Annotated in this window: 16 protein-coding genes and 1 tRNA gene; 6 read left to right on the top strand and 11 right to left on the bottom strand. The window is 72.4% G+C overall.

The features are described 5' to 3' along the window. Positions 1 to 76: 76 nt before the first annotated feature. The 5 genes from ACLQ2W_RS23305 to ACLQ2W_RS23285 form a co-directional block, all read right to left on the bottom strand. Positions 77 to 3,652 carry an adenylate/guanylate cyclase domain-containing protein gene (locus tag ACLQ2W_RS23305; RefSeq protein WP_425788596.1) on the bottom strand — a complete coding sequence of 1,192 codons (3,576 nt, stop codon included), beginning with the start codon at positions 3,650 to 3,652 and terminating at the stop codon, positions 77 to 79. Continuing rightward, entirely contained in the window at positions 3,649 to 4,443 is a 795-nt protein-coding gene (locus tag ACLQ2W_RS23300; RefSeq protein WP_425788594.1) for an MBL fold metallo-hydrolase, read from the bottom strand. The genes ACLQ2W_RS23305 and ACLQ2W_RS23300 overlap by 4 nt, the downstream gene beginning before the upstream one ends. A 115-nt stretch (positions 4,444 to 4,558) precedes the next feature. Then, entirely contained in the window at positions 4,559 to 5,020 is a 462-nt protein-coding gene (locus ACLQ2W_RS23295) for a RidA family protein (RefSeq protein WP_107159613.1), read from the bottom strand. Positions 5,021 to 5,023: 3 nt separating this feature from the next. Then, positions 5,024 to 5,179 (bottom strand): DUF4177 domain-containing protein, encoded by a 156-nt coding sequence (locus ACLQ2W_RS23290; protein WP_013289021.1) that lies wholly within the window; start codon positions 5,177 to 5,179, stop codon positions 5,024 to 5,026. Positions 5,180 to 5,241: 62 nt separating this feature from the next. Next, complete coding sequence (locus tag ACLQ2W_RS23285) at positions 5,242 to 5,688, bottom strand: hypothetical protein (RefSeq protein WP_107159615.1); 447 nt, start codon at positions 5,686 to 5,688, stop codon at positions 5,242 to 5,244. A 335-nt stretch (positions 5,689 to 6,023) separates the two neighbouring features. Here ACLQ2W_RS23285 and ACLQ2W_RS23280 point away from each other — a divergent pair, with 335 nt between their 5' ends. The 3 genes from ACLQ2W_RS23280 to ACLQ2W_RS23270 are packed head-to-tail and all read left to right on the top strand — an operon-like array spanning position 6,024 to position 8,840. Beyond that, positions 6,024 to 6,632, top strand: coding sequence for a hypothetical protein (locus ACLQ2W_RS23280; RefSeq protein WP_425788592.1), 609 nt, complete (start codon positions 6,024 to 6,026; stop codon positions 6,630 to 6,632). 26 nt (positions 6,633 to 6,658) lie between these two features. Continuing rightward, on the top strand, positions 6,659 to 7,633 hold the full coding sequence (locus tag ACLQ2W_RS23275) for an ArsA-related P-loop ATPase (RefSeq protein ID WP_425788590.1): 975 nt from the start codon (positions 6,659 to 6,661) through the stop codon (positions 7,631 to 7,633). A 55-nt stretch (positions 7,634 to 7,688) separates the two neighbouring features. Then, positions 7,689 to 8,840, top strand: a complete 1,152-nt coding sequence (locus ACLQ2W_RS23270; protein ID WP_405091576.1) for an ArsA family ATPase — start codon at positions 7,689 to 7,691, stop codon at positions 8,838 to 8,840. A 19-nt stretch (positions 8,841 to 8,859) separates the two neighbouring features. Here ACLQ2W_RS23270 and ACLQ2W_RS23265 read toward each other — a convergent pair whose 3' ends face one another. Then, positions 8,860 to 9,183: a WhiB family transcriptional regulator gene (locus ACLQ2W_RS23265; RefSeq protein ID WP_107159621.1), complete on the bottom strand. Its 324-nt coding sequence runs from the start codon at positions 9,181 to 9,183 to the stop codon at positions 8,860 to 8,862. A gap of 401 nt (positions 9,184 to 9,584) precedes the next feature. Between ACLQ2W_RS23265 and ACLQ2W_RS23260 the strand changes: the two genes are divergently transcribed. Next, entirely contained in the window at positions 9,585 to 12,026 is a 2,442-nt protein-coding gene (locus ACLQ2W_RS23260) for a transglycosylase domain-containing protein (protein WP_425788587.1), read from the top strand. A gap of 67 nt (positions 12,027 to 12,093) precedes the next feature. Here the strand turns inward: ACLQ2W_RS23260 and ACLQ2W_RS23255 are convergent, their stop codons facing one another. Next, positions 12,094 to 12,549 carry a GatB/YqeY domain-containing protein gene (locus ACLQ2W_RS23255; RefSeq protein WP_425788585.1) on the bottom strand — a complete coding sequence of 152 codons (456 nt, stop codon included), beginning with the start codon at positions 12,547 to 12,549 and terminating at the stop codon, positions 12,094 to 12,096. Positions 12,550 to 12,574: 25 nt separating this feature from the next. Between ACLQ2W_RS23255 and ACLQ2W_RS23250 the strand changes: the two genes are divergently transcribed. Together ACLQ2W_RS23250 and ACLQ2W_RS23245 are read left to right on the top strand one after the other, a co-directional pair. Next, entirely contained in the window at positions 12,575 to 13,468 is an 894-nt protein-coding gene (locus tag ACLQ2W_RS23250; RefSeq protein WP_425788583.1) for a metallophosphoesterase, read from the top strand. A 135-nt stretch (positions 13,469 to 13,603) separates the two neighbouring features. Further along, positions 13,604 to 13,677: transfer RNA gene (locus ACLQ2W_RS23245), tRNA-Pro, on the top strand. 81 nt (positions 13,678 to 13,758) lie between these two features. On the opposite strand, the gene ACLQ2W_RS23240 is transcribed toward ACLQ2W_RS23245, so the two are convergent. From ACLQ2W_RS23240 to ACLQ2W_RS23225, 4 genes are all read right to left on the bottom strand, one after another. Beyond that, the gene (locus tag ACLQ2W_RS23240; protein ID WP_425788581.1) at positions 13,759 to 14,976 is read right to left on the bottom strand and encodes a tyrosine-type recombinase/integrase; all 1,218 of its coding nucleotides are present in this window, start codon (positions 14,974 to 14,976) and stop codon (positions 13,759 to 13,761) included. Beyond that, positions 14,976 to 15,173 (bottom strand): excisionase family DNA-binding protein, encoded by a 198-nt coding sequence (locus ACLQ2W_RS23235; RefSeq protein ID WP_425788579.1) that lies wholly within the window; start codon positions 15,171 to 15,173, stop codon positions 14,976 to 14,978. Before ACLQ2W_RS23235 ends, ACLQ2W_RS23240 begins: the two co-directional genes overlap by 1 nt. After that, positions 15,170 to 16,729: a replication initiator gene (locus tag ACLQ2W_RS23230; protein ID WP_425788577.1), complete on the bottom strand. Its 1,560-nt coding sequence runs from the start codon at positions 16,727 to 16,729 to the stop codon at positions 15,170 to 15,172. Before ACLQ2W_RS23230 ends, ACLQ2W_RS23235 begins: the two co-directional genes overlap by 4 nt. Positions 16,730 to 17,788: 1,059 nt before the next feature. Then, the gene (locus ACLQ2W_RS23225) at positions 17,789 to 18,544 is read right to left on the bottom strand and encodes a trypsin-like peptidase domain-containing protein (RefSeq protein ID WP_425788575.1); all 756 of its coding nucleotides are present in this window, start codon (positions 18,542 to 18,544) and stop codon (positions 17,789 to 17,791) included. Between the last annotated feature and the right edge of the window lie 54 nt (positions 18,545 to 18,598).

Raw genomic sequence — 18,598 nt, 5'->3', positions numbered from 1 at the left:
ACGGCGCTCGCCGGCCGCCCCACGCTAACCGGCCCCACCGACGAGCACATCCCCGGAACCGACAGAACAGGGGTGCTCAGCCGGCGAGGCGCGACCGCAGCGCGTCCGCGGCGGCCCGCTCGCTGAGCTGCTCGGTGGCGTACGCCAGGCGGACCGCCTCCTCGGCGCTGGCCAGCGCCTCCGCCGGGCGGCCGGCGGCGTCCAGCGCCTCGGCCAGCGCCAGCCCGGCCACCACCTGGCTGCGGACGTCCTCGGCGGGGGCGGCGACCGCCCGCTGCGCCCAGTCCAACGCCTGCTCCCGCTGGCCGTGGGCGAGCAGCGCGGCAGAATACCGGGCCATCGTCTGCCGCCGGGAGATCAGCAGCGAGGGCGCGTTCGCCGCCACCATGGCCACCGGGGCGAGCAGTCCCACCGCGGTCCCCGGGTCACCGGCCGCGACCCGGGCCATCGCGAGCAGCACCCGCGGCGCGACCTGGGCCGGCGCCTGCGGGTTGTGCGGCTCCACACTGGTCAGCACCGACCGCGCCTCCCGCTCGGCGGTCTCGCAGTCGCCCATGTCCAGCGCGACGAAGCCGCGCAGCGTGCCGGCCATGCCGGTGAGCAGCGGATGGGTGGTGCGGGCGGCGTACTCCAACGCGTCGGAGAACAGGTCGGCGGCATGCTCCGGCTCGCCCAGCCCGCGCGCCACCACCCCGCGCACCACGAGCGCGAAGCCCTGCCCCCAGTCGTCGCCCACCTCGGCGAAGTCCCGGTACGCGCGCCGCGCCGCGCGGTCCGCCTCGGCGAGGTCGCCCAGCTCGGCGGTGGCGTACGCCTCGACCGCCCGTAGCGTGCCCACCGCCCACGCCTCGCCGACCCGCTCCCCGAACGGCAGGAACACCTGGGCCAGCCGGCACGCCTCGCGCAGCCGGCCGGCGAGCAGCCGGGCGAACGCGGTGGTGCCGCGCAGCCAGGCCCGCCCGTACGGGTCCTTCAGCTCGGCGAACAGCCGGGCGGCCCGGCCGAGCACCGCGTCGGTGCCGGCGAAGTCGCCCCGGGTGGTGGTCACCCAGGCCAGGTTCTGCAACGACCAGGCCTGCCCGCGCGGATCCTTCGCGGCGAGGCTGACCTGGTAGGAGGCGGCCAGCCGGCTGCTCGCCTGGCCCAGCCGGCCGGCGATGAAGTCGGCCATGCCGAGCCGGCGCATCGCCGAGGCCCGCAGCGTGGGCAGGTCGGCGGCGGTGGCCACCTGCAACGCCTCGGAGTAGCTGCGCTCGGCGCGCTCGGCGTCGCCCAGTGTCTGCTGGGCCTGCCCGGCCAGCAGCAGCGCCGCGGCCCGGGTGGCGGCCTCGCCGGCGTTCGCGGCGATCTTCTCGGCCGCGGCGAGCGCGTCGGTCGGGCGGCCGATCTGCAACAACGCGCGGGCGTGCACCACCCGGTCGGCCGGGGGCACCGCGCCACGGGCCAGTTCGGCCGCGCGTTCGGCGTACTCGACGGCAAGCGCCGGCTCGCCGACGCGCAGCGACCGGCGGGCGGCCCGGCCCAGCGCCGCCACGCCCAGGCCGGCGACCGCGCGGGCCGGCGCGTCCGGGCGGAGCTTGACCGCGTCGGCGAGCGCGGTGGCCCGCTCGACGTGCTCGGCGACGAAGTCGTCGCGGGCCGCCTCGGTGAACCCGCCCGCCGGGGTGCCCGCCTCGGTCACGCTCTCCGGGGCGGCCCAGCGGGCCAGCGCGGCGTGCCGCTCGGCCAACTCCGCCTTGCTCACCCCGGTGTACGCGGCCTCCCGCATCAGCGGGGTGGCGAACGCGAACCCGGTGCGGGTGCGGTGCAGCATGCGACGTTGCAGCAGTTCCTCGACGGCCCGGTCCAGCTCGACCGCGGCCACCGCGGCGGGCCGCCCGTCCCGCCCGACCCGCTGCTCGCGCAGCGCCTCCAGCGCGCCGGCGGCCACCGTGTCGCCGACCACCGCGGCGTCGCGCAGCACCGAGCGGGCGTCCGGTGGCAGCGCGTCGATGCGCGCCGCGAGCACGGCGGCCAGGTCCCGGGAGAGCAGTCGGCTGCCCAGCGAGCCGGGGGCCAGCCGCCAGGCCACGTCCGCGCCCCGCCCCACGCCGGCGGTCAGCGCGCCGCGTTCCATCAGCAGCGTGACCAGTTCGGCCAGGTAGAACGGGTTGCCCTGGGCGGTGGCGAGCAGCCGGTCCGCGTCGGCCTGGGGCAGTCGGCCCCCGGCCAGGTAGCTGGTGAGCAGCCGGGCCGCGTCCGCGCCGCGCAGCGGCGGCAACGCGTGCACCTCGGCGTCCGCGAGCCGGGTGAGCGCGCCGGCGGTACGCACCAGCTCGGGACGGCCGAGCAGCAGTACCAGCACCGGCCCGGCGAGCCGGTTGAGGGTCAACGCGAGCGCCTTGACCGTCTCGGCGGTGGCGTCGTGCAGGTCGTCCACCACGATCACCAGCGGGGCCTCGCCGGCCAGCGCGCTGAGCAGGTCCGCGACCGCGTTCGGCACCACATCGGCGTCCGCCGGTCCGGTGGCGGCGTTCCACTCGACGCTCTCCGTGGCGGGTGGCAGCTCGGCGTACCCGAGCAGGGCCAGGAGCTGGTCCACGGCGATCGGCGGTGGGTCGCCGGGGAGCCGGGCGAGGCGTTGGCCGAGCCGACGCAGGCGTTCCTCGACGGCCGGCCGGGTCACCCCGGTCGCCGCGTCGCTGGGCAGGCCGACCGCGGCGCGGACCAGGTCGGCCAGCGGCGCCAGCCGGCGTCGTTCGCCGAACGCGGCGCAGCGGACCGACAGCACCCGGGCGCCGGTGTGGGCCGCGTACCGGCCGGCGCCGACGTCGTAGCCGGCGGCGAGGCGCTCCACCTCGGCGGCGAACCGGGACTTGCCGATGCCCGCCTCGGCGGTCATCAGCAGCACCCGGGGCTCACCCCGGTCGATCACCTCGGCGAGCCGGCCGGCCATGCGGCCGATCTCGGTCTCCCGGCCCACGTAGGGCGCCTCGTCGCCCAGGCCGGACCGGGTGCCCGGCGCGTCCAGCAGGCCCAGCAGCTCGTACGCCTCCACGGGTTCACGCTTGCCCTTGAGCCGCAACGGGCGCAGCGCCCGCCAGGAGGCGACGTGCCGGGTCGCGCTGGAGGTCCGCGCGCCGGCGTAGATCGCGCCGACCGCGGCGGCGTCGGCGAGGCGCGCGGCGGTGTTCACCGTGTCGCCGATGACGGTGTACTCGATGGCGGCCTGGATGCCGGCGATGACGTCCCCGGTGTTGAGCCCGACCCGCAGGCCGAGCGGCGCGCCGCCGCCCCGCTCGTCGTCGAGCACCCGGCGGACCGCCCGCTGCATGGACAGCGCCGCGCGGACCGCCCGCTCGGCGTCGTCCTCGTGCGCGACCGGCGCGCCGAAGACCGCCATGATCCCGTCGCCGGTGAGCTTGTCGACGTGCCCGCCGAACGTCTTGACCGCGCCGGCCAGCGCGGCGAGCACCCGGTCGGTGACCGCGCCGACCCGCTCCGGGTCCAGGTCCTCCGACCAGGAGGTGAATTCGGAGAGGTCACCGAAGAGCACGGTGACCACCCGGCGCTCGGCGGCCGGCAGCGTGGCGGCGGCCGGCAGCGCCGCCCCGCAGTTGTGGCAGAACCGCGCCCCGGGCACGGCGACGGTCCCGCACACCGGGCAGGTCACGGCTGCTCCACTCCGAGGTGTTCGAGCTGGGCGCGGACCGACCACTCGGCGGCCCACCACAGCGACCGGTCGACGTCGGCGTAGACCACGGCGACCACCTCGGGCGCGGTGCGGGCGCCCGCGGCCACCGCGGCGCGCACCTGGTCGAGTCGGGCCCGCCGGTGGGCCAGGTAGAACTCGGCCGCCGCGCCGCAGTCGGCGAGCGCCGGGCCGTGGCCCGGCAGCGCCGGGATCCCCCGGTACGTCGAGAGCAGCTCCAGGCTGGCGAGGTAGTCCCCGAGGTGCCCGTCCGGGTGGGCGACCACGGTGGTGCCCCGGCCGAGAATGGTGTCGCCGGTCAGCACCACCCGCTCACCGGCGTGCTCGACCAGCAGGCAGACCGAGTCGGCGGTGTGCCCGGGGGTGGGCAGCAGCCGGAGGCCGAGGCCGGCGTCGGGCGTGGTCGCGGCGGTCAGCGGCTCACCCCCGGCGGTGTGCGCCGGGTCGGCGGCGAGCACCGGCACGCCGCCGAGCAGCTCACGCAGTCGGGGCGCGCCCTCGGTGTGGTCCGGGTGCCCGTGCGTGATCAGCACCCAGCCGATTGGCCCGTGCGCCGCGATCGCGGCCAGGTGCCCCTCGTCGGCGGGGCCCGGGTCGACCACCACGGCCGGCGCGTCCGGCCCGGCTCGCAGCACCCAGGTGTTCGTCCCGTCGAGCGTCATCGGCCCCGGGTTGGGCGCCCGCAGCAGCGAAACCCATCCCGGCAACTCTTCCGCGAGAGCCCCTGCGGCCCCCGTCACACGCCCACCCATGGCAGCGATCGTACGACCCCATCCGCCATCCCCCGCGATCTTGCAGGTCCGGCCCCGGGTTTGTCCTCGTTCGAGGCTTCTGCCGGGGCGGGACCTGCAAGATCACGGAGGCGGGTTACGCGACCTCGACGATGACCTCGACCTCGACCGGGGCGTCGAGGGGGAGTTCCGCCACGCCGACCGCGCTACGGGCGTGCCGGCCGGCCTCGCCGAAGACGGCGCCGAACAGGTCGGAGGCGCCGTTGATGACGCCGGGCTGGCCGGTGAAGCCGGGCGCGCTGGCCACGAAGCCGGACAGCTTCACGATCTTGACGACGTTCTCCAGCCCGACCAGCGCGTCGATCGCGGCGAGCGCGTTCAACGCGCACCGCTCCGCCAGGTCCTTCGCCTGCTCGGCGGAGACACCGTTGCCGACCTTGCCGGTGGCGAGCAGCTTGCCGTCGGCCATCGGGAGCTGACCGGAGACGTAGACGTGCTGCCCGGACTGGACGGCCGGCACGTAGCTGGCCACCGGCGGCACCACCTCGGGCAGCGCCAGACCGAGTTCGGCGAGCTTCGCGTGGGGTCCGTTGCTCATTGGTCAGCCCTTCGGACGCTTCAGGTACGCGACGAGCTGCTCCGGGTTCGGTCCGGGCACCACGGAGACCAGCTCCCAGCCGTCCTCGCCCCAGTTGTCGAGGATCTGCTTGGTCGCGTGGACCAGCAGCGGGACCGTGGCGTATTCCCACTTCTGCATCGGAGGAAGGCTCCCTTGCCTGACTTGGACTTCGGTCAGGCACAGCCTACGGTCCGACCGCCTCAGCCAGACGCGGGACGCTGCTCCGGGGCGGGCGACTCGCCGCAGGGGCCCTCGTGCTCGTAGCGCTGCGGGCAGCGACTGCGGTCGGGCAGCAGCAGGTCGCAGAAGACGCGGTGCCGGTTGTTCTGGTCGTCGGCGGTGGAGACGGTGGTCTCGCCGGCGTCCAGCTCGGCCAGGAAGCCGAGCGAGGTGGCCACGATGCCGGCGAGCGCGGTCGCGGCGGCCAGGTCGGGCACCCGCACCGGCAGGTGGATGACGTAGCCCGGCTCATCCTCGTCCCGCCGGCGACCGGCCGGCCGGAGCAGCGTGCGGACCACCTCGACCGGGGGCCGGTACGAGCGCTCGTTGAACGGTGTGCCCGCGCCGGGGCCGTCGGCGTCCCCGGGCCGGGCGGCCCGGTCACCGGGGGGAAACTGGGCTCGGGGAACGTTCTCCGCGTCGCGCATCCGCTGCCTCCGGACGTCGTACCTGCTCATGGGCACCACTGCGCGGCTCGGAATCCCCCGGTCCGGCCGCCGTGTCGCGACGAACGTAGGACGTGGCCGGCCATTCCGACAACGGGACGCGCATGAATGATCACGTCGAGTCACATATGTGACACAATGCTGGTCCGAAACGCGATGGCGCTCTCGCGTCCGGCACGCCATGACGCGGGGGCTGGCAAGTGGCCCGCCGACCGCTACCCTTCCGGACTGGGCGCGCGCGGTCGCGCACCCACCACCTCGACCCCGTGCCCGTCGCCTGGGGCGGCGACGGGCGCGCCGCAACCCGGGGGAGACCGATGACCCAACCGCCCGCCGGTGGCCCGACCGGCACGCCCGGCGAACCGATCCCGCAGCCCGCATCCGCCGGGGCCCTCCCGCCGACCGGGCCCGGTCAGCCACCGCCCGGCGCCGGCCCACCGCCCGCGCTCGGCCACCCGCCGTACCCGTCCGGCGCGCCGCCGCGCAAACGCCCGACCCTGTTGATCGTCTCGCTCGTGCTGGCCGCGGCGGTCCTGCTGTGCGGCGGCGGTGGCACCGCCGCGTTCCTCGCCCTCCGCGACGGCGCGGACGGCCAGGGCGCACCGGAGCCGCAGGTGGCGGTGGACGGCTTCCTCAAGGCCGTCTACCAGGAGCGGGACGCCGACAAGGCGGCCACGTTCGTCTGCTCCGCGGCCCGCGACGACGAGAAGATCGCCGCCAAGGTCGCCGAGGTGCAGAAGTACGCCGGGCAGTACCAGAACCCCCGCTTCCGTTGGACCAACCCGACGGTCGACAACCAGACCGGGGACCGCGCCACGGTCTCCACCAAGGTCACCATGACCACCGCCGACGAGAAGGTCGCCGATCAGGACCTGCGCTTCACCGTGGTGCGGAAGACGGGTTGGTGGGTCTGCGAGGTCGGCTGATCCCGACGGCTGGTTAGGCTCGACGGATGGCAGCGAGTGAGCAGCCGGCCGAGTCCGCCGGCAGATGGCCGGGCCGCCTGCACGTGGTGACCGGCAAGGGTGGCACCGGGAAGACCAGCGTGGCCGCCGCGCTGGCCCTCAGGCTGGCCGCCGGGGGCCGGCGCACGCTGCTGGTCGAGGTCGAGGGCCGGCAGGGCATCGCCCAGCTCTTCGGCACCGACCCGCTGCCGTACGAGGAGCGGCACCTCACCGACGCGCCCGGCGGCGGTGAGGTGCGGGCGCTGGCGGTCGACGCCGAGGAGGCGCTCCTCGAATACCTGGACATGTTCTACAAGCTCGGCGCCGCCGGCCGGGCGCTGCGCAAGCTCGGGGCGATCGACTTCGCCACCACGATCGCCCCCGGGCTGCGTGACGTGCTGCTCACCGGCAAGGTGAAGGAGGCCACCACCCGCGCCGCGGGGTCCCGCCGGGCGTACGACGCGGTGGTGCTGGACGCGCCGCCGACCGGGCGGATCGGGCGCTTCCTCAACGTCACCGCGGAAACCGCCCGGCTGGCCAAGGTGGGCCCGATCAAGACCCAGAGCGAGGGTGTCTCCGCGCTGCTCCGCTCCCCGATGACGGCGGTGCACGTGGTCACGCTGCTGGAGGAGATGCCGGTCCAGGAGACGCTCGACGCGGTGGCCGACCTGACCCAGTTCGGCTTCCCGGTCGGCCAGGTGATCGTCAACGGCGTCCGTCCGCCGGTGCCGGCCGGTCGCCCGGTGACCGCGGCCGAGCTGAAGCGGGGGTTGGCCGCCGCCGGCCTGCCGACCGACGCCCGGACCGTGGCCGGCCTCGCCGAGGAGGCCCGCGACCAGCGGGTACGCCGCGAGCTGGAGGATTCGCTCCGCGGTGACCTGGTGGAGTTGGGGCTGCCCCTGATCGAGCTGCCGCTGCTGCCCGACGGGGTCGACCGGGCCGGGCTGGAGACGCTGGCCGAGACGCTCGTCCGGGCGGATTGACTCACACCTGGGGCCGGCTGCGGAGCAGAGAGCCCCTCGGGACCGATACGCTCGATTGGTGCCTTCCGAAGACGCGGCGCCTCCGCTGGACGTCGACCAGATCCTCGCCGACCCCGGCGTGCGGATCGTGGTCTGCTGCGGGGCGGGCGGCGTGGGCAAGACGACCACCGCCGCGGCGCTGGCGCTGCGGGCGGCCGAGCGGCACGGCCGGCGGACGGTGGTGCTCACCATCGACCCGGCCCGCCGGCTGGCCCAGTCGCTCGGCCTGACCGAGCTGGACAACACCCCCCGGCAGGTCAAGGGCCTCGACGTCGAGACCAGCGGCGGTGAGCTGCACGCCATGATGCTCGACATGAAGCGCACGTTCGACGACGTGGTGCTCCAGCACACCGACCCGGCGAAGGCGGCGGAGATCTTCGCCAACCCCTTCTACCAGGCGATGAGTTCCACCTTCGCCGGCACGCAGGAATACATGGCGATGGAGAAGCTGGGCCAGCTCCACGCCCGCGGCGACTGGGACCTGATCGTGGTGGACACGCCGCCGTCGCGCTCCGCGCTCGACTTCCTCGACGCGCCGGCCCGGTTGTCCCGGTTCCTCGACGGCCGGATGCTGCGGCTGCTGCTGGCCCCGGCGCGCAGCGGTGGGCGGAGCATGTTCAGCCTGGTGACGGCGAGCTTCGGGATGTTCTCCAAGGTGGTGCAGAAGGTGCTCGGCGCACAACTGCTCACCGACCTGTCCGGTTTCGTCGCCGCGCTCGACTCGATGTTCGGCGGGTTCCGGCAGCGGGCCGAGCAGACGTACCGCATCCTCCAGGCCGACGAGACCGCGTTCCTGCTGGTCGCGGCGCCGGAGTCGGACGCGGTCCGGGAGGCCGCCTACTTCGCGGGCCGGTTGCGGGACGAGCGGATGCCGCTGGCCGGGCTGGTGCTCAACCGGGTGCACCAGCCCGCCGCGCCGGGGCTGTCCGCGGAGCGGAGCCTGGCCGCCGCGGAGCGACTGGCCGGCGTCGGCGGGCACGAGGGCACCGTCGAGGTGTTGCGCGCGCACGCCGCGCTGGCCCAGCAGGCGGTCCGCGAGGAGCGGGTGGCGGCCCGGTTCACCGAGGCGTTCCCGGCGGTGCCGGCGGTGTCGGTGCCGGCGCAGCCCGCCGACGTGCACGACGTCGACGGGCTGCGGACGATCGGCGAGGCGATCAGCCGGCGGTGAACCCGCCGGCCGGGCCCCGTCAGGAGGTGGCGGTGGTGACCAGGATCTTGTCCTTGCCGGCCTTCTCCTTGGCGTTCTTCCTCATGGCCGCCTCGAACATCTTGCGCCAGCTCGTCACCTGCGGGTGACGGCGGAGCAACGCGCGGCGCTCGCGTTCGGTCATGCCGCCCCACACGCCGAACTCGATCCGGTTGTCGAGCGCGTCGGCCAGGCACTCGTACCGAACTGGGCAGCTCCGGCAGATCCTCTTCGCCACGTTCTGTTCGGCGCCCTGTACGAACAACGCGTCCGGGTCCCCGTTCTGACACGCCGCCAGTGACGGCCAGTCAGTGATCATGCCCATCTGTACACGTCCCCCCTTGCAGTACTTACCGACGTCGCGCGAGCAGCCGCGAACTTCCCCCCGGTCGTCCGGCCGGCCTCCCCAGGGCGGCACGGACGACGTGTGGCTGCGATCGCCGTCACCATCATGCTGTGTAGTCACCCGATTACGCAACGTTGTCGGCGAAATCCCTAATTTCCGGACACTCCCGGCGTGCCGGGCCTTCGCCGGCCGTCTACCCGGCTCCGGTACGGAAAAACGCCGCGCCGATCCCCCGATCGGCGGAGACTTCTGCGGATCTCACGCAACCCTGTGCCAGGGTTCGTGCGTTTAGCACAACGAGGACGGCGCGGGATGGAAATGGGGAAAGTTCCCCGTGCGCCGGCCGATCCCTGCTCGCGTACCCTGTCGAGGTGACCTGGATGCGGAAACGTGACCACAATGTCTTCACCAACGCCGCATCGCTGCTGATCTGCGGCCTGCTGGCCGGCGTGGTGGTCGCCGCGGCGGCCTTCCCCGCGGTGGCGATGACCGGGCTTGCCGCGAAGGCCGGCTCGGAGACGTTCGGCGCGCTGCCCAAGGAGTTGACGGTGGCCCGGGCCCCGCAGATCACCTATCTGCTCGCCTCCGACGGCAAGACGCCGCTCGCCACCATGTACGACGAGAACCGCAAGGACGTCAAGCTCAAGGACATCTCGCCGTACATGGTCAAGGCCATCATCGCGGCCGAGGACCACGACTTCTACAAGCACAACGGCGTGGACCTCAACGGCGTCGCCCGGGCGTTCGTCAACAACCAGTCCACCGGCTCGTCCCGGCAGGGCGCGTCCACGCTCACCATGCAGTACGTCCGGCTGGCCATCTCCTACTCGGCCACCCACCCGGCCGACGTGGTCGCCGCGACCGAGGACACCAGCACCCGCAAGCTGCGCGAGATGAGCCTGGCGCTCCAGATCGACAAGGAGCTCTCCAAGGACGAGATCCTGGAGCGCTACCTGAACATCGCCGCGTTCGGCAACGGCGCGTACGGCGTCTACGCCGCCAGCCAGGTCTACTTCGGCAAGCCGCCGAGCAAGCTCGACATCCAGGAGTCGGCGATGCTCGCCGGCATGGTGAAGGCGCCGACCGCGTTCGACCCGACCACCAAGGCCGGCTACCCGGAGGCAGTCGGTCGGCGCGACTACGTCATCCAGAACATGGTGCAGACCGGCGCGATCACCCAGCCCGAGGCGGACGCCGCCAAGAAGATCAAGCTCCAGGTGCGGGACAAGCGCACGCCGAACGGCTGCGTGCAGACCAACACCAACTCCTGGGGCTTCTTCTGCGACTACTTCTACCGCTGGTGGCTCCAGCAGGAGACGTTCGGCGGCACCTCGTACGACCGGGAGCGGCGGCTCAAGAGCGGCGGCTACACCATCGTCACCAGCATGGACGTGCAGGCGCAGAAGGCCGCCGACAAGGCGGTCCGCAACCACCTGAGCGAGAGCAGCAAGGCGGCCCGGATGGTGGCCGCGATCGAGCCCGGCACCGGCCGGGTCCGGGCGGTGGCGGTGAACCGGAAGTTCAAGATCGACGACCCGAAGAACCCGCAGAACAAGCTCTCCAGTGACCCGCGCAAGGCGAAGAAGAAGATCCGGGGCAACTACCCGAACACGGTGAACCCGCTGGTCACCGGCGGCCCCGGCATCTCCGGCTACCAGGCCGGCTCGACCTTCAAGATCTTCACGCTGGTGGCCGCGCTGGAGAAGGGCTACCCGCTCAGCTACAGCATCAACGCGCAGAAGGTCTTCAAGTCCGACTACCCGGTCGAGTTCAACTCCCCGGCCGCCTGCCCGGGCACCAACAAGTACTGCCCGCAGAACGCCAACGAGTCGATGGCCGGCATGCACAACATGTGGAGCGGCTTCGGCTTCTCGGTGAACACGTTCTTCATCGACCTCCAGCAGCGGGTCGGCGCGGAGAACGTGGTCAAGGCGGCGCAGAAGCTCGGTATCAGTTTCCGCTCGTCGGAGGACGCCAAGCTCGCGGCCAACCCGCACCAGTGGGGCGCGTTCAGCCTCGGCGTCTCGCAGACCACCCCGCTGGAGCTGGCCAACGCGTACGCCACGCTGGCCGCCGACGGGAAGTACTGCGAGCCGATCCCGGTACAGGAGATCCGCGGCCCGGACGGCGACAAGCTCGACATCGCCAACCCGCGCTGCGAGCAGCGGGTCAGCACCGAGGTGGCCCGCGCCGCCGTGGACGCCGCCCGCTGCCCGGTCGGTGACCGCTCCACCACGTCGAAGTGCGGCACCGCCACCGCAGGCAACGTCCGCGGCATCGTCAAGGCGCCGGTGGCCGGCAAGTCCGGCACCACCGACTCGGAGAAGACGTCCGCCCTGGTCGCCATGACCAAGCAGTACGCGGTGGCCGGCATCATGGCCGACCCGGACTGGGCGCAGACCAACCAGCAGATGGGCCACGACGTGCCCAACGGCATCAACCCGGCGGTCTACGAGACGCTGCGGGACGCCATGAAGGGCAAGGAACGGAAGAACTTCACCCCGCCGGACGGCAAGATCGTGATGGGTGACCAGCGCTCGATCCCCGGCGTGAAGTGCGAGTCCGTCGACACCGCCAAGTCGCGGATCAAGGGTGCCGGCTTCGAGCCGGTGGTGTCCAGCAACAAGGTGCCGTCGGAGTGCCCGGCGGGCACCGCGGCCGGCACCAGCCCGGACGGGCGCACCATCAAGGGCGGCGTGGTGCTGATCGAGGTCAGCTCCGGCCAGGGCGCGCCGAAGCCGGGCGACTCCACCGGGCCGGGCGGTCCGGCGAACCCGCCGGGCAACGGCAACGGCCGACCGGGACGCCCTGGCCGCGGCTGACCGGCGAACAACGACGACGGGCGGGCACCCCAGCGGGTGCCCGCCCGTTCCGTTGCGGTCGGCGCGTCTACAGGCCGAGCTGGCGGCGTACCTCGGCGGCGACCCGACCCCCCTCGGCCCGGCCGGTCACCGCGGCCTGGGCCGCCTTCATGGCCGGGCCCATCTGCGCCTTGCCGGTGAAGCCGCCCGCGGCGAGCGCCCCCGAGACCAGCTCGGCCAGCTCGTCGTCGGGGAGCTGCTTCGGCAGGTAACGCTCCAGCACCTCGCCCTCGGCGGTCTCCTTGCCGGCCTGCTCCGCGCGCCCGGCGTCGGCGAACGCGGTGGCCGCCTCGCGCCGCTTCTTCGCCTCCTTGGTCAGCACCGCGAGCACCTCGTCGTCGCTGAGCTCGCGCTTCTCGCGGCCGGCGACCTCGGCGTTGCCGACGGCCGCGAGGGCCATCCGTAGCGTGGAGGTGGTCAGCTCGTCGCGCGCCTTCAACGCGGCGCGCATGTCGGTGGTGAGACGGTCCTTCAGCGTGCTCATGGTCGGTGAAACTACCCTGAACAGCATGCGAAAGCGCACACTATTCCGGCTCGCGGCCGGAACCGCCGCCGCCGGCGCGGCCACACTGGCCTACGCGTCGCTCGTCGAGCGCAACCTGTTCACCCTCCGCCGGTACGACGTGCCGGTGCTCCCGACCGACGCCGAACCGCTGCGCGTGCTCCACCTGTCGGACCTGCACATGATGCCCAACCAGCGGCGTAAGCAGGACTGGGTGGCCTCGCTGGCGGCGCTCGACCCGGACCTGGTGGTGGTCACCGGCGACAACATGGCCGACCCGGAGGCGGTGCCCGGCGTGCTGCGCGCGCTCCAGCCGCTGCTCGACCTGCCCGGCGCGTTCGTGTTCGGCTCCAACGACTACACCGGGCCGGTGCTGAAGAACCCGTTCTCCTACTTCCTGCCCGACCGGGAGTACACCGAGGGCGTGTCGCTGCCGTACGAGGAACTGCGCGGCATCCTCACCGGCGCCGGCTGGGCGGACCTGAACAACGCCCGCACCACGCTCAAGGCCGGCGGGCGGGCGATCGAGGTCGTCGGCGTGGACGATCCGCACATCGAGCGGGACGACTACGACGCGGTGGCCGGGCCGGTCGGCGCCGAGGTCGCGCTGTCGATCGCGCTGGCCCACTCACCGGAGCCGGCGGTGCTGGACCGGATGGCCGCCGACGGCTTCGGGCTGCTGCTGGCCGGGCACACCCACGGCGGGCAGGTCTGCGTGCCCGGGTACGGCGCGCTGGTGACCAACTGCGGGCTGCCCCGGTCGATGGCGCGCGGGCTGCACCGCTGGCCCGGCTCGGACTCCTGGCTGCACGTCTCCGCCGGCCTGGGCACCCACCCGACCGCCCCGGTGCGCTTCGCCTGCCCACCCGAGGCGAGCATCCTGACCCTGATCCCCCGCTGACGCTCACCTCTGGGGATCTTGGTACGGATCGGCCCTCGGCGGGGCGAATCCGCACCAAGATCCAGGCGTCGCGTGGGGTGGGGGGTACCGAGTTGGACCCCGGAGACGGGTGGGCTACTATTTGTCGGCACGCCTCGGGGTGTGGCGCAGCTTGGTAGCGCGCTTCGTTCGGGACGAAGAGGTCGTCGGTTCGAATCCGGCCACCCCGACCGAGGTCAGGGGCCACTCTCCATCGATGAGAGTGGCCCCTGATGCATTCGTACAGCAGTCGAGTACAGCAGCGGCGGTGATTACCGCAGGCTCTCGCCCAGGCGCTTGAGGGCGTCGCGGGTGGCATCCGAGGACGCCTGCGAGTAGATCTCCATCGTGACCGACACCTCGGCGTGCCGGAGCACCTGCATGATGACGCGCGGATGCACGTCCAGGTCGACGAGCAGGGTCGCGCAGGTACGCCGGGCGTCGTGCACGGTGATCTTCCGGACCCCGGCACGGGCGCAGCGGGCGTCCCAGGAGCGGTTGAAGTTACGCGGCTCGACCGGAGTTCCGTAACGGGTGGTGAACAGCAGCCGCGAGCCCTGCCAGGCGATCCCCGCGTGATCGCGGTCGTTCTTCCTCGCCTGCTGGCGGAGGGTGAGCGCCGCCGCGCAGATGTCCGGCAGCGGGAGGGTGGCGTCCGATGTCTGCGTCTTGGTCTCCCGGTGCAGCAGCTGGCCGCCGACCCGCTGCAACTGCCAGCCGATCGACAGTTCCCCCGCCGCCAGGTCAACCGCGTCCTCGGTGAGGCCGAGCACCTCACCCTTGCGCAGGCCGAGCACCAGGATCAGCACGTACGCGGCGTACAGCGGGTCGCGGTCGGCCCGCGCGGACTCCAGGAAGCGACGGGCCTCGTCGCTGGTCCAGGCACGGCCCTTCCGGCGGCGGACTGGTGGGAGCTTGACCAGGGCGGCGGCGTTGCGGGTGACCAGTTCCTCGGTCGCGGCATGGTTAAGCGCCGAGCGCAGCACACCTCGGACGTCCTTGACGGTGCGGGCGGACGGCACGTCACCGCAGCACCGACCGAGCGCACAGCATCGCTTTCTGAGTTCCGGGCGGCGGGCGTCCTTGTCCTGGGCGCAGCACTGGCAGGTGCGGGCCACCTCGTTGATCCACGTCTGGACGTCGCGCACCTGGAGCCGGTCGAGCCGCTTTCCGCCGAGGCCGGGGATCACGTACAGCCGGAGGATCGTCTCGTAGGTGGCGCAGGTCAGCGGCGCGAGGTTGGGGCGCACGACCTCCCGGTGCCAGTAGGTCAGGTAGTCGCCGAGCGTCGGCACCCGGGTGGCGACCGGCCCGGCCTTGGCCTGCTGGTGCAGCTTGATCCACTTGTCGTGGACGGCTTCCCGGGTTTGTCCGTAGACGTACTTGCGGGTGCGCCTGCCGTCGGGCTTGGTGACCCAGACGTACGCGGCGAAGCCGTTGCGGTACGGGTAGATCGAGCCTTCGCCGTTGGCGCGGGTGCGTCCGGGCATCAGGCGGCCTCCTGCCGCTCGACCTGCTCGCGGACGTACTCGTCGACCCACTCGGGCAGGACGCGGCGGTACTTGCCGTCCTTGATGGAGCGCAGCTCGCCGGTGGCGATCTTCATCTTGACCTTGGACAGGCCGAAGCCGAGCAGGACGGCGACCTCAGCGGGCGAGTACCAGCGCGGGGCGAGGTGCCGGGTCATGCCGCCACCCCCGGCCACGCCTCATGGGCGAGTTCTTCCCGGCCGACGCGTTGGCGTTCGCGGCGTTGGGCGGCGGCGGTGTTGGCGAGCAGGGCATCCCCGTCGGTGAGCCAGCCGGAGCCGACGAAGGCCAGCATGCCCACGGTGACCGTGCCGGCGGTGTCGTCGCTGTCGGCCGTGTCGGCATGCTCGGTGCGGCGGTAGACGGCGCGGGTGTCGCGGAGCAGGCCGAAGGTGACCGAGTAGCGGCGGGCCTTGGTGAGGAAGTGGCCGCCGTAGCCGAGCATGTGCGCCCAGCGGCGCAGCCCGGCGTATTCGTTGGGTGTGGGGTCAAGGTCGCCTTGACGGTCTTCTGTGTTTCTGACTGTCCGGGTGGTGTGGTGCCAGGTGGGGCGGCCGAGTCGCCAGCAGGCGTCGATGAGGCGGGCGAGGTGGTCGCCTTCAGGGTCGGCGTAGGCATCGACGGTATCCGGGGTGAGTCGGGTGGAGCAGTGGCCGGTGACCTCGGTGGACTTCGTGGCGTACTTGGCGAGGTAGGCGGCGACCCTAGCGTCGGTCACGTCGCCGTCGCTGACGCCGATGCGGCGTACGTCGACCTGCTCGCCCCAGGCGATCGGCCAGCCCTGCGGGCGGTCGGGGTGCGGCGGGGTGGTGACGGTGATCTGTCGGGTGGCGGCGTGGACGGCGTCGTCGAGGTCGTCGACGGTGATGCCGACCGGCGGCGGCGCCAAGGCGTGCCGGTCGTGGGGGTCGACGCCGTCGAGGCGCAGCAGGACGTGGAAGTGCACCGCGCCCCGGCGCTGCATCTCGGCGACCTTGCCGTGGGACACCCGCACCGGAGGCACCCGCCGGATTCGGCCGGAGTCGGTGACGACCTGGACGTGGGGGATGCCGCGTCGGCGGCACGCTGAGGTCAGGTGGCGTTCGATGGCCTGTTTCGTGCGTCGCCACAGCTCGCCCGAGAAGTAGTTCCAGATGACCTGATGGTCGTGGTCGTAGCAGTTCAGGCAGAGCGGTCGACCGAGCTGCGGATCGTCGGCGTCGTGGCGGGTGAAGCAGGCTGCGGGCTGCCCATGTGGGCAGGTGCCGGCGGTGCTCCGGGCGCGGCAGGGTGCGGGCCGGCAGTCGCAGCGCCGCCGGCTGGCGCAGGTGTGGCGGGGGATGTGCCGGTGGTGCACCGGGCCGAACGACGGCGCGGTGAAGGTGGCGAAGACGACCGGATGCGCGCTGACGGTGGCGGGGACGGTCTTGCCGCCAGTGAGGCCGCAGCGGACCACCTGGAAGGCGTCACCGGCGTAGACCCAGGCGCAGTCGGGGCACTGGGCGGCACGGCGGTTGCCGCACGCCTTGTAGAGCGTCCGGTCGGGCAGTTCGTCGGTGTGCTGCTCGGCCAGGACCCGGCCGGTGCCGGGTTCGACGGCAGTGAGGGTTCCGGCCAGGCGGATCGGGCGGGTGCAGCCTCCGGCGGCGCGGGTGTGCTCCAGCCAGCCGAAGTAGTCCGGGGTAGCGGCGCGGTGCAGGGCCTGGGCGTCACGGCCGGCGGTGAGTGCGGACACGATTTTCTCCTCAAGGGGTGGCAGGGGACGGGCGACGAACTGCCACCGGACGCCGGAGCGGTGTCCGTCGGTGGTGTTCGTGGTGTCTCCTGGCACCGCCGGAGAGGGCGGCTCACGCCGGAGGGCGGGGTTGGCCATCGGCCTTGGACCGCCGTTGAACTGGTTCCTGGATCTTGGGTGATGCCGGGACGGGTGGGGTGCCTGGTCGTCGGCTTCCGGTGGGTTGCCGCAGGCGATCCCCACCCGTCCAGGTGCACGAATCCGAGGGCCATCGTGGACGGCGGGAAGGCCGTGCTGGGCCGCTCAGTGGATTCCGGGCCGGCGCAACGGCCGGTGCGATCGAGAGCCGGCGGGACGTGACCCGCATCAGCGGCAAGAAGGCCGCTCGGCAACTCCGAAGTCGAGTTCAGCGATCCGCCGGGAAGGCCGCGCTGACGTGCTCGACGAGGGCCAGAGTAGCACCGGGTACCGACACGTCAACCCGCCGTGAAACCGCAGGGCGGCCGGCTGCCGGCTGGTGTGGGAGGACTTTCTGTACGTCTATCAAGGCGGCCCTGAACGGGCCGCACGCGCCGCCGCTTGGGCGCGTGTCCGTCGCTCCGCTGGCGCTCCGACTCCGGCCACGCAACATGCCCGGCGGCTGGCGCGGAAGCGGGAAGCCCAAGGGGCCGCCGCAGAACGACAGGCCGTTGAACGACGTGGGGTGGGCCGGCAGCCGGCCGGGCCGCGCGGGCACGAGCCCGCGCGGCGCAGGGGAGCGCACGCCGGCCGCGTCGGCGAGCTGGCGGCGGTGGCGGGGTTGCGGTCAGTGCGCCTCCGGCGGGGGCGCTCCGGCTCCAGGATGGCCGGGGCTGCGTCGGCGGGTAACGGCCCGTGGGTGGTGGCGGTAGGCCATCCCGCCTGCCCTCGACCCGGGCGAGCCGAGCAGACCACCGCCCGACCCGCCAGGGTCCGTACGTGCGTCAAGGTCCGCTTGACGTGGCGGGCCGGGCGGCGGCCTGCTCCCCAGGAGGGCGGGTCGATGGCATACGGGATGGCGGGTTTTCGTCGGTCATGATGTCAGCCTGACTTTGCAAGAATCTCCTTGACGGCGGAAGTTCTCCAAACAAAGCCCAGATCGCTTTGGGAATTGATTCGGCCAGAGTAGACGCCGAGTAGCTTCTCGATTGGCGGCCCGGAAAACATTGCTGACCCTCCGTCCTTAAGGCGGACCATGCCGCCATCGAAATACGCGATCACCGGCGATCCGGACTGACCAGGTCGGGTTCGGCTATCGATAAGAAACAGCGGCAAGTCATTAAAGTCAATGTCCGGTTCCGTTGCAATGAAGCCCCTCGACCATATTCCAAGCACGCCGCCGCCGGTCAGGCCGAACGGGAACCCGATAATGTTGACCCCCTCGGAAATGCCGGCAGAAACCTCGGGCCCGTTGTCTTCAAGCTGGTGAGGGTATAGCTCAACTCCATCAAGATTTCGAAGAGGCAGAGCAACGACGTCTACCTGCCGACCAAAGCGTGGATGTTCCAGCCAGAGCGGCTCGCCCTCCGCGTTAACAACTGGTTCAAACCTTTTTACCCAGTTACCTAGACCAGTCTTTGAATTGTGCATGATCGCGACGGAGTCGGGAGTGGCAGCACTCGAATGCCTAGGCTCATTCGTATCTGAGCTCCGCCCGCTGAGGTTGTGTCGGTTTGTTATCAAGTATGGTTGATCTCCATGAATAACGACGAAGCCGGTGCCAGAGGCCAAGAACTCGTCGCGCACACGCATTTCTAGGAACAACGAGGCGACGGAGGGGCGAGCAAGAGTGATCATGCGGCCGAGCGTAGCGCCATGTAGCCAGCATGCAGAACGACCATCTTCCGCCTC

Source organism: Micromonospora sp. DT227 (genome assembly GCF_049841835.1).
Classification (GTDB): Bacteria; Actinomycetota; Actinomycetes; order Mycobacteriales; family Micromonosporaceae; genus Micromonospora.
This window is presented reverse-complemented; position numbering and strand designations above follow the sequence as displayed.

Bases quoted from the DNA above. Each gene is read 5' to 3' on its own strand.
- ACLQ2W_RS23265 (WP_107159621.1), bottom strand. From the start codon at position 9,183: ATGGGCATGATCACTGACTGGCCGTCACTGGCGGCGTGTCAGAACGGG.
- ACLQ2W_RS23285 (WP_107159615.1), bottom strand. From the start codon at position 5,688: ATGCGCGACGCGGAGAACGTTCCCCGAGCCCAGTTTCCCCCCGGTGAC.
- ACLQ2W_RS23275 (WP_425788590.1), top strand. From the start codon at position 6,659: ATGGCAGCGAGTGAGCAGCCGGCCGAGTCCGCCGGCAGATGGCCGGGC.
- ACLQ2W_RS23280 (WP_425788592.1), top strand. From the start codon at position 6,024: ATGACCCAACCGCCCGCCGGTGGCCCGACCGGCACGCCCGGCGAACCG.
- ACLQ2W_RS23295 (WP_107159613.1), bottom strand. From the start codon at position 5,020: ATGAGCAACGGACCCCACGCGAAGCTCGCCGAACTCGGTCTGGCGCTG.
- ACLQ2W_RS23255 (WP_425788585.1), bottom strand. From the start codon at position 12,549: ATGAGCACGCTGAAGGACCGTCTCACCACCGACATGCGCGCCGCGTTG.
- ACLQ2W_RS23225 (WP_425788575.1), bottom strand. From the start codon at position 18,544: ATGATCACTCTTGCTCGCCCCTCCGTCGCCTCGTTGTTCCTAGAAATG.
- ACLQ2W_RS23300 (WP_425788594.1), bottom strand. From the start codon at position 4,443: ATGGGTGGGCGTGTGACGGGGGCCGCAGGGGCTCTCGCGGAAGAGTTG.
- ACLQ2W_RS23240 (WP_425788581.1), bottom strand. From the start codon at position 14,976: ATGCCCGGACGCACCCGCGCCAACGGCGAAGGCTCGATCTACCCGTAC.
- ACLQ2W_RS23235 (WP_425788579.1), bottom strand. From the start codon at position 15,173: ATGACCCGGCACCTCGCCCCGCGCTGGTACTCGCCCGCTGAGGTCGCC.
- ACLQ2W_RS23260 (WP_425788587.1), top strand. From the start codon at position 9,585: ATGCGGAAACGTGACCACAATGTCTTCACCAACGCCGCATCGCTGCTG.
- ACLQ2W_RS23250 (WP_425788583.1), top strand. From the start codon at position 12,575: ATGCGAAAGCGCACACTATTCCGGCTCGCGGCCGGAACCGCCGCCGCC.
- ACLQ2W_RS23290 (WP_013289021.1), bottom strand. From the start codon at position 5,179: ATGCAGAAGTGGGAATACGCCACGGTCCCGCTGCTGGTCCACGCGACC.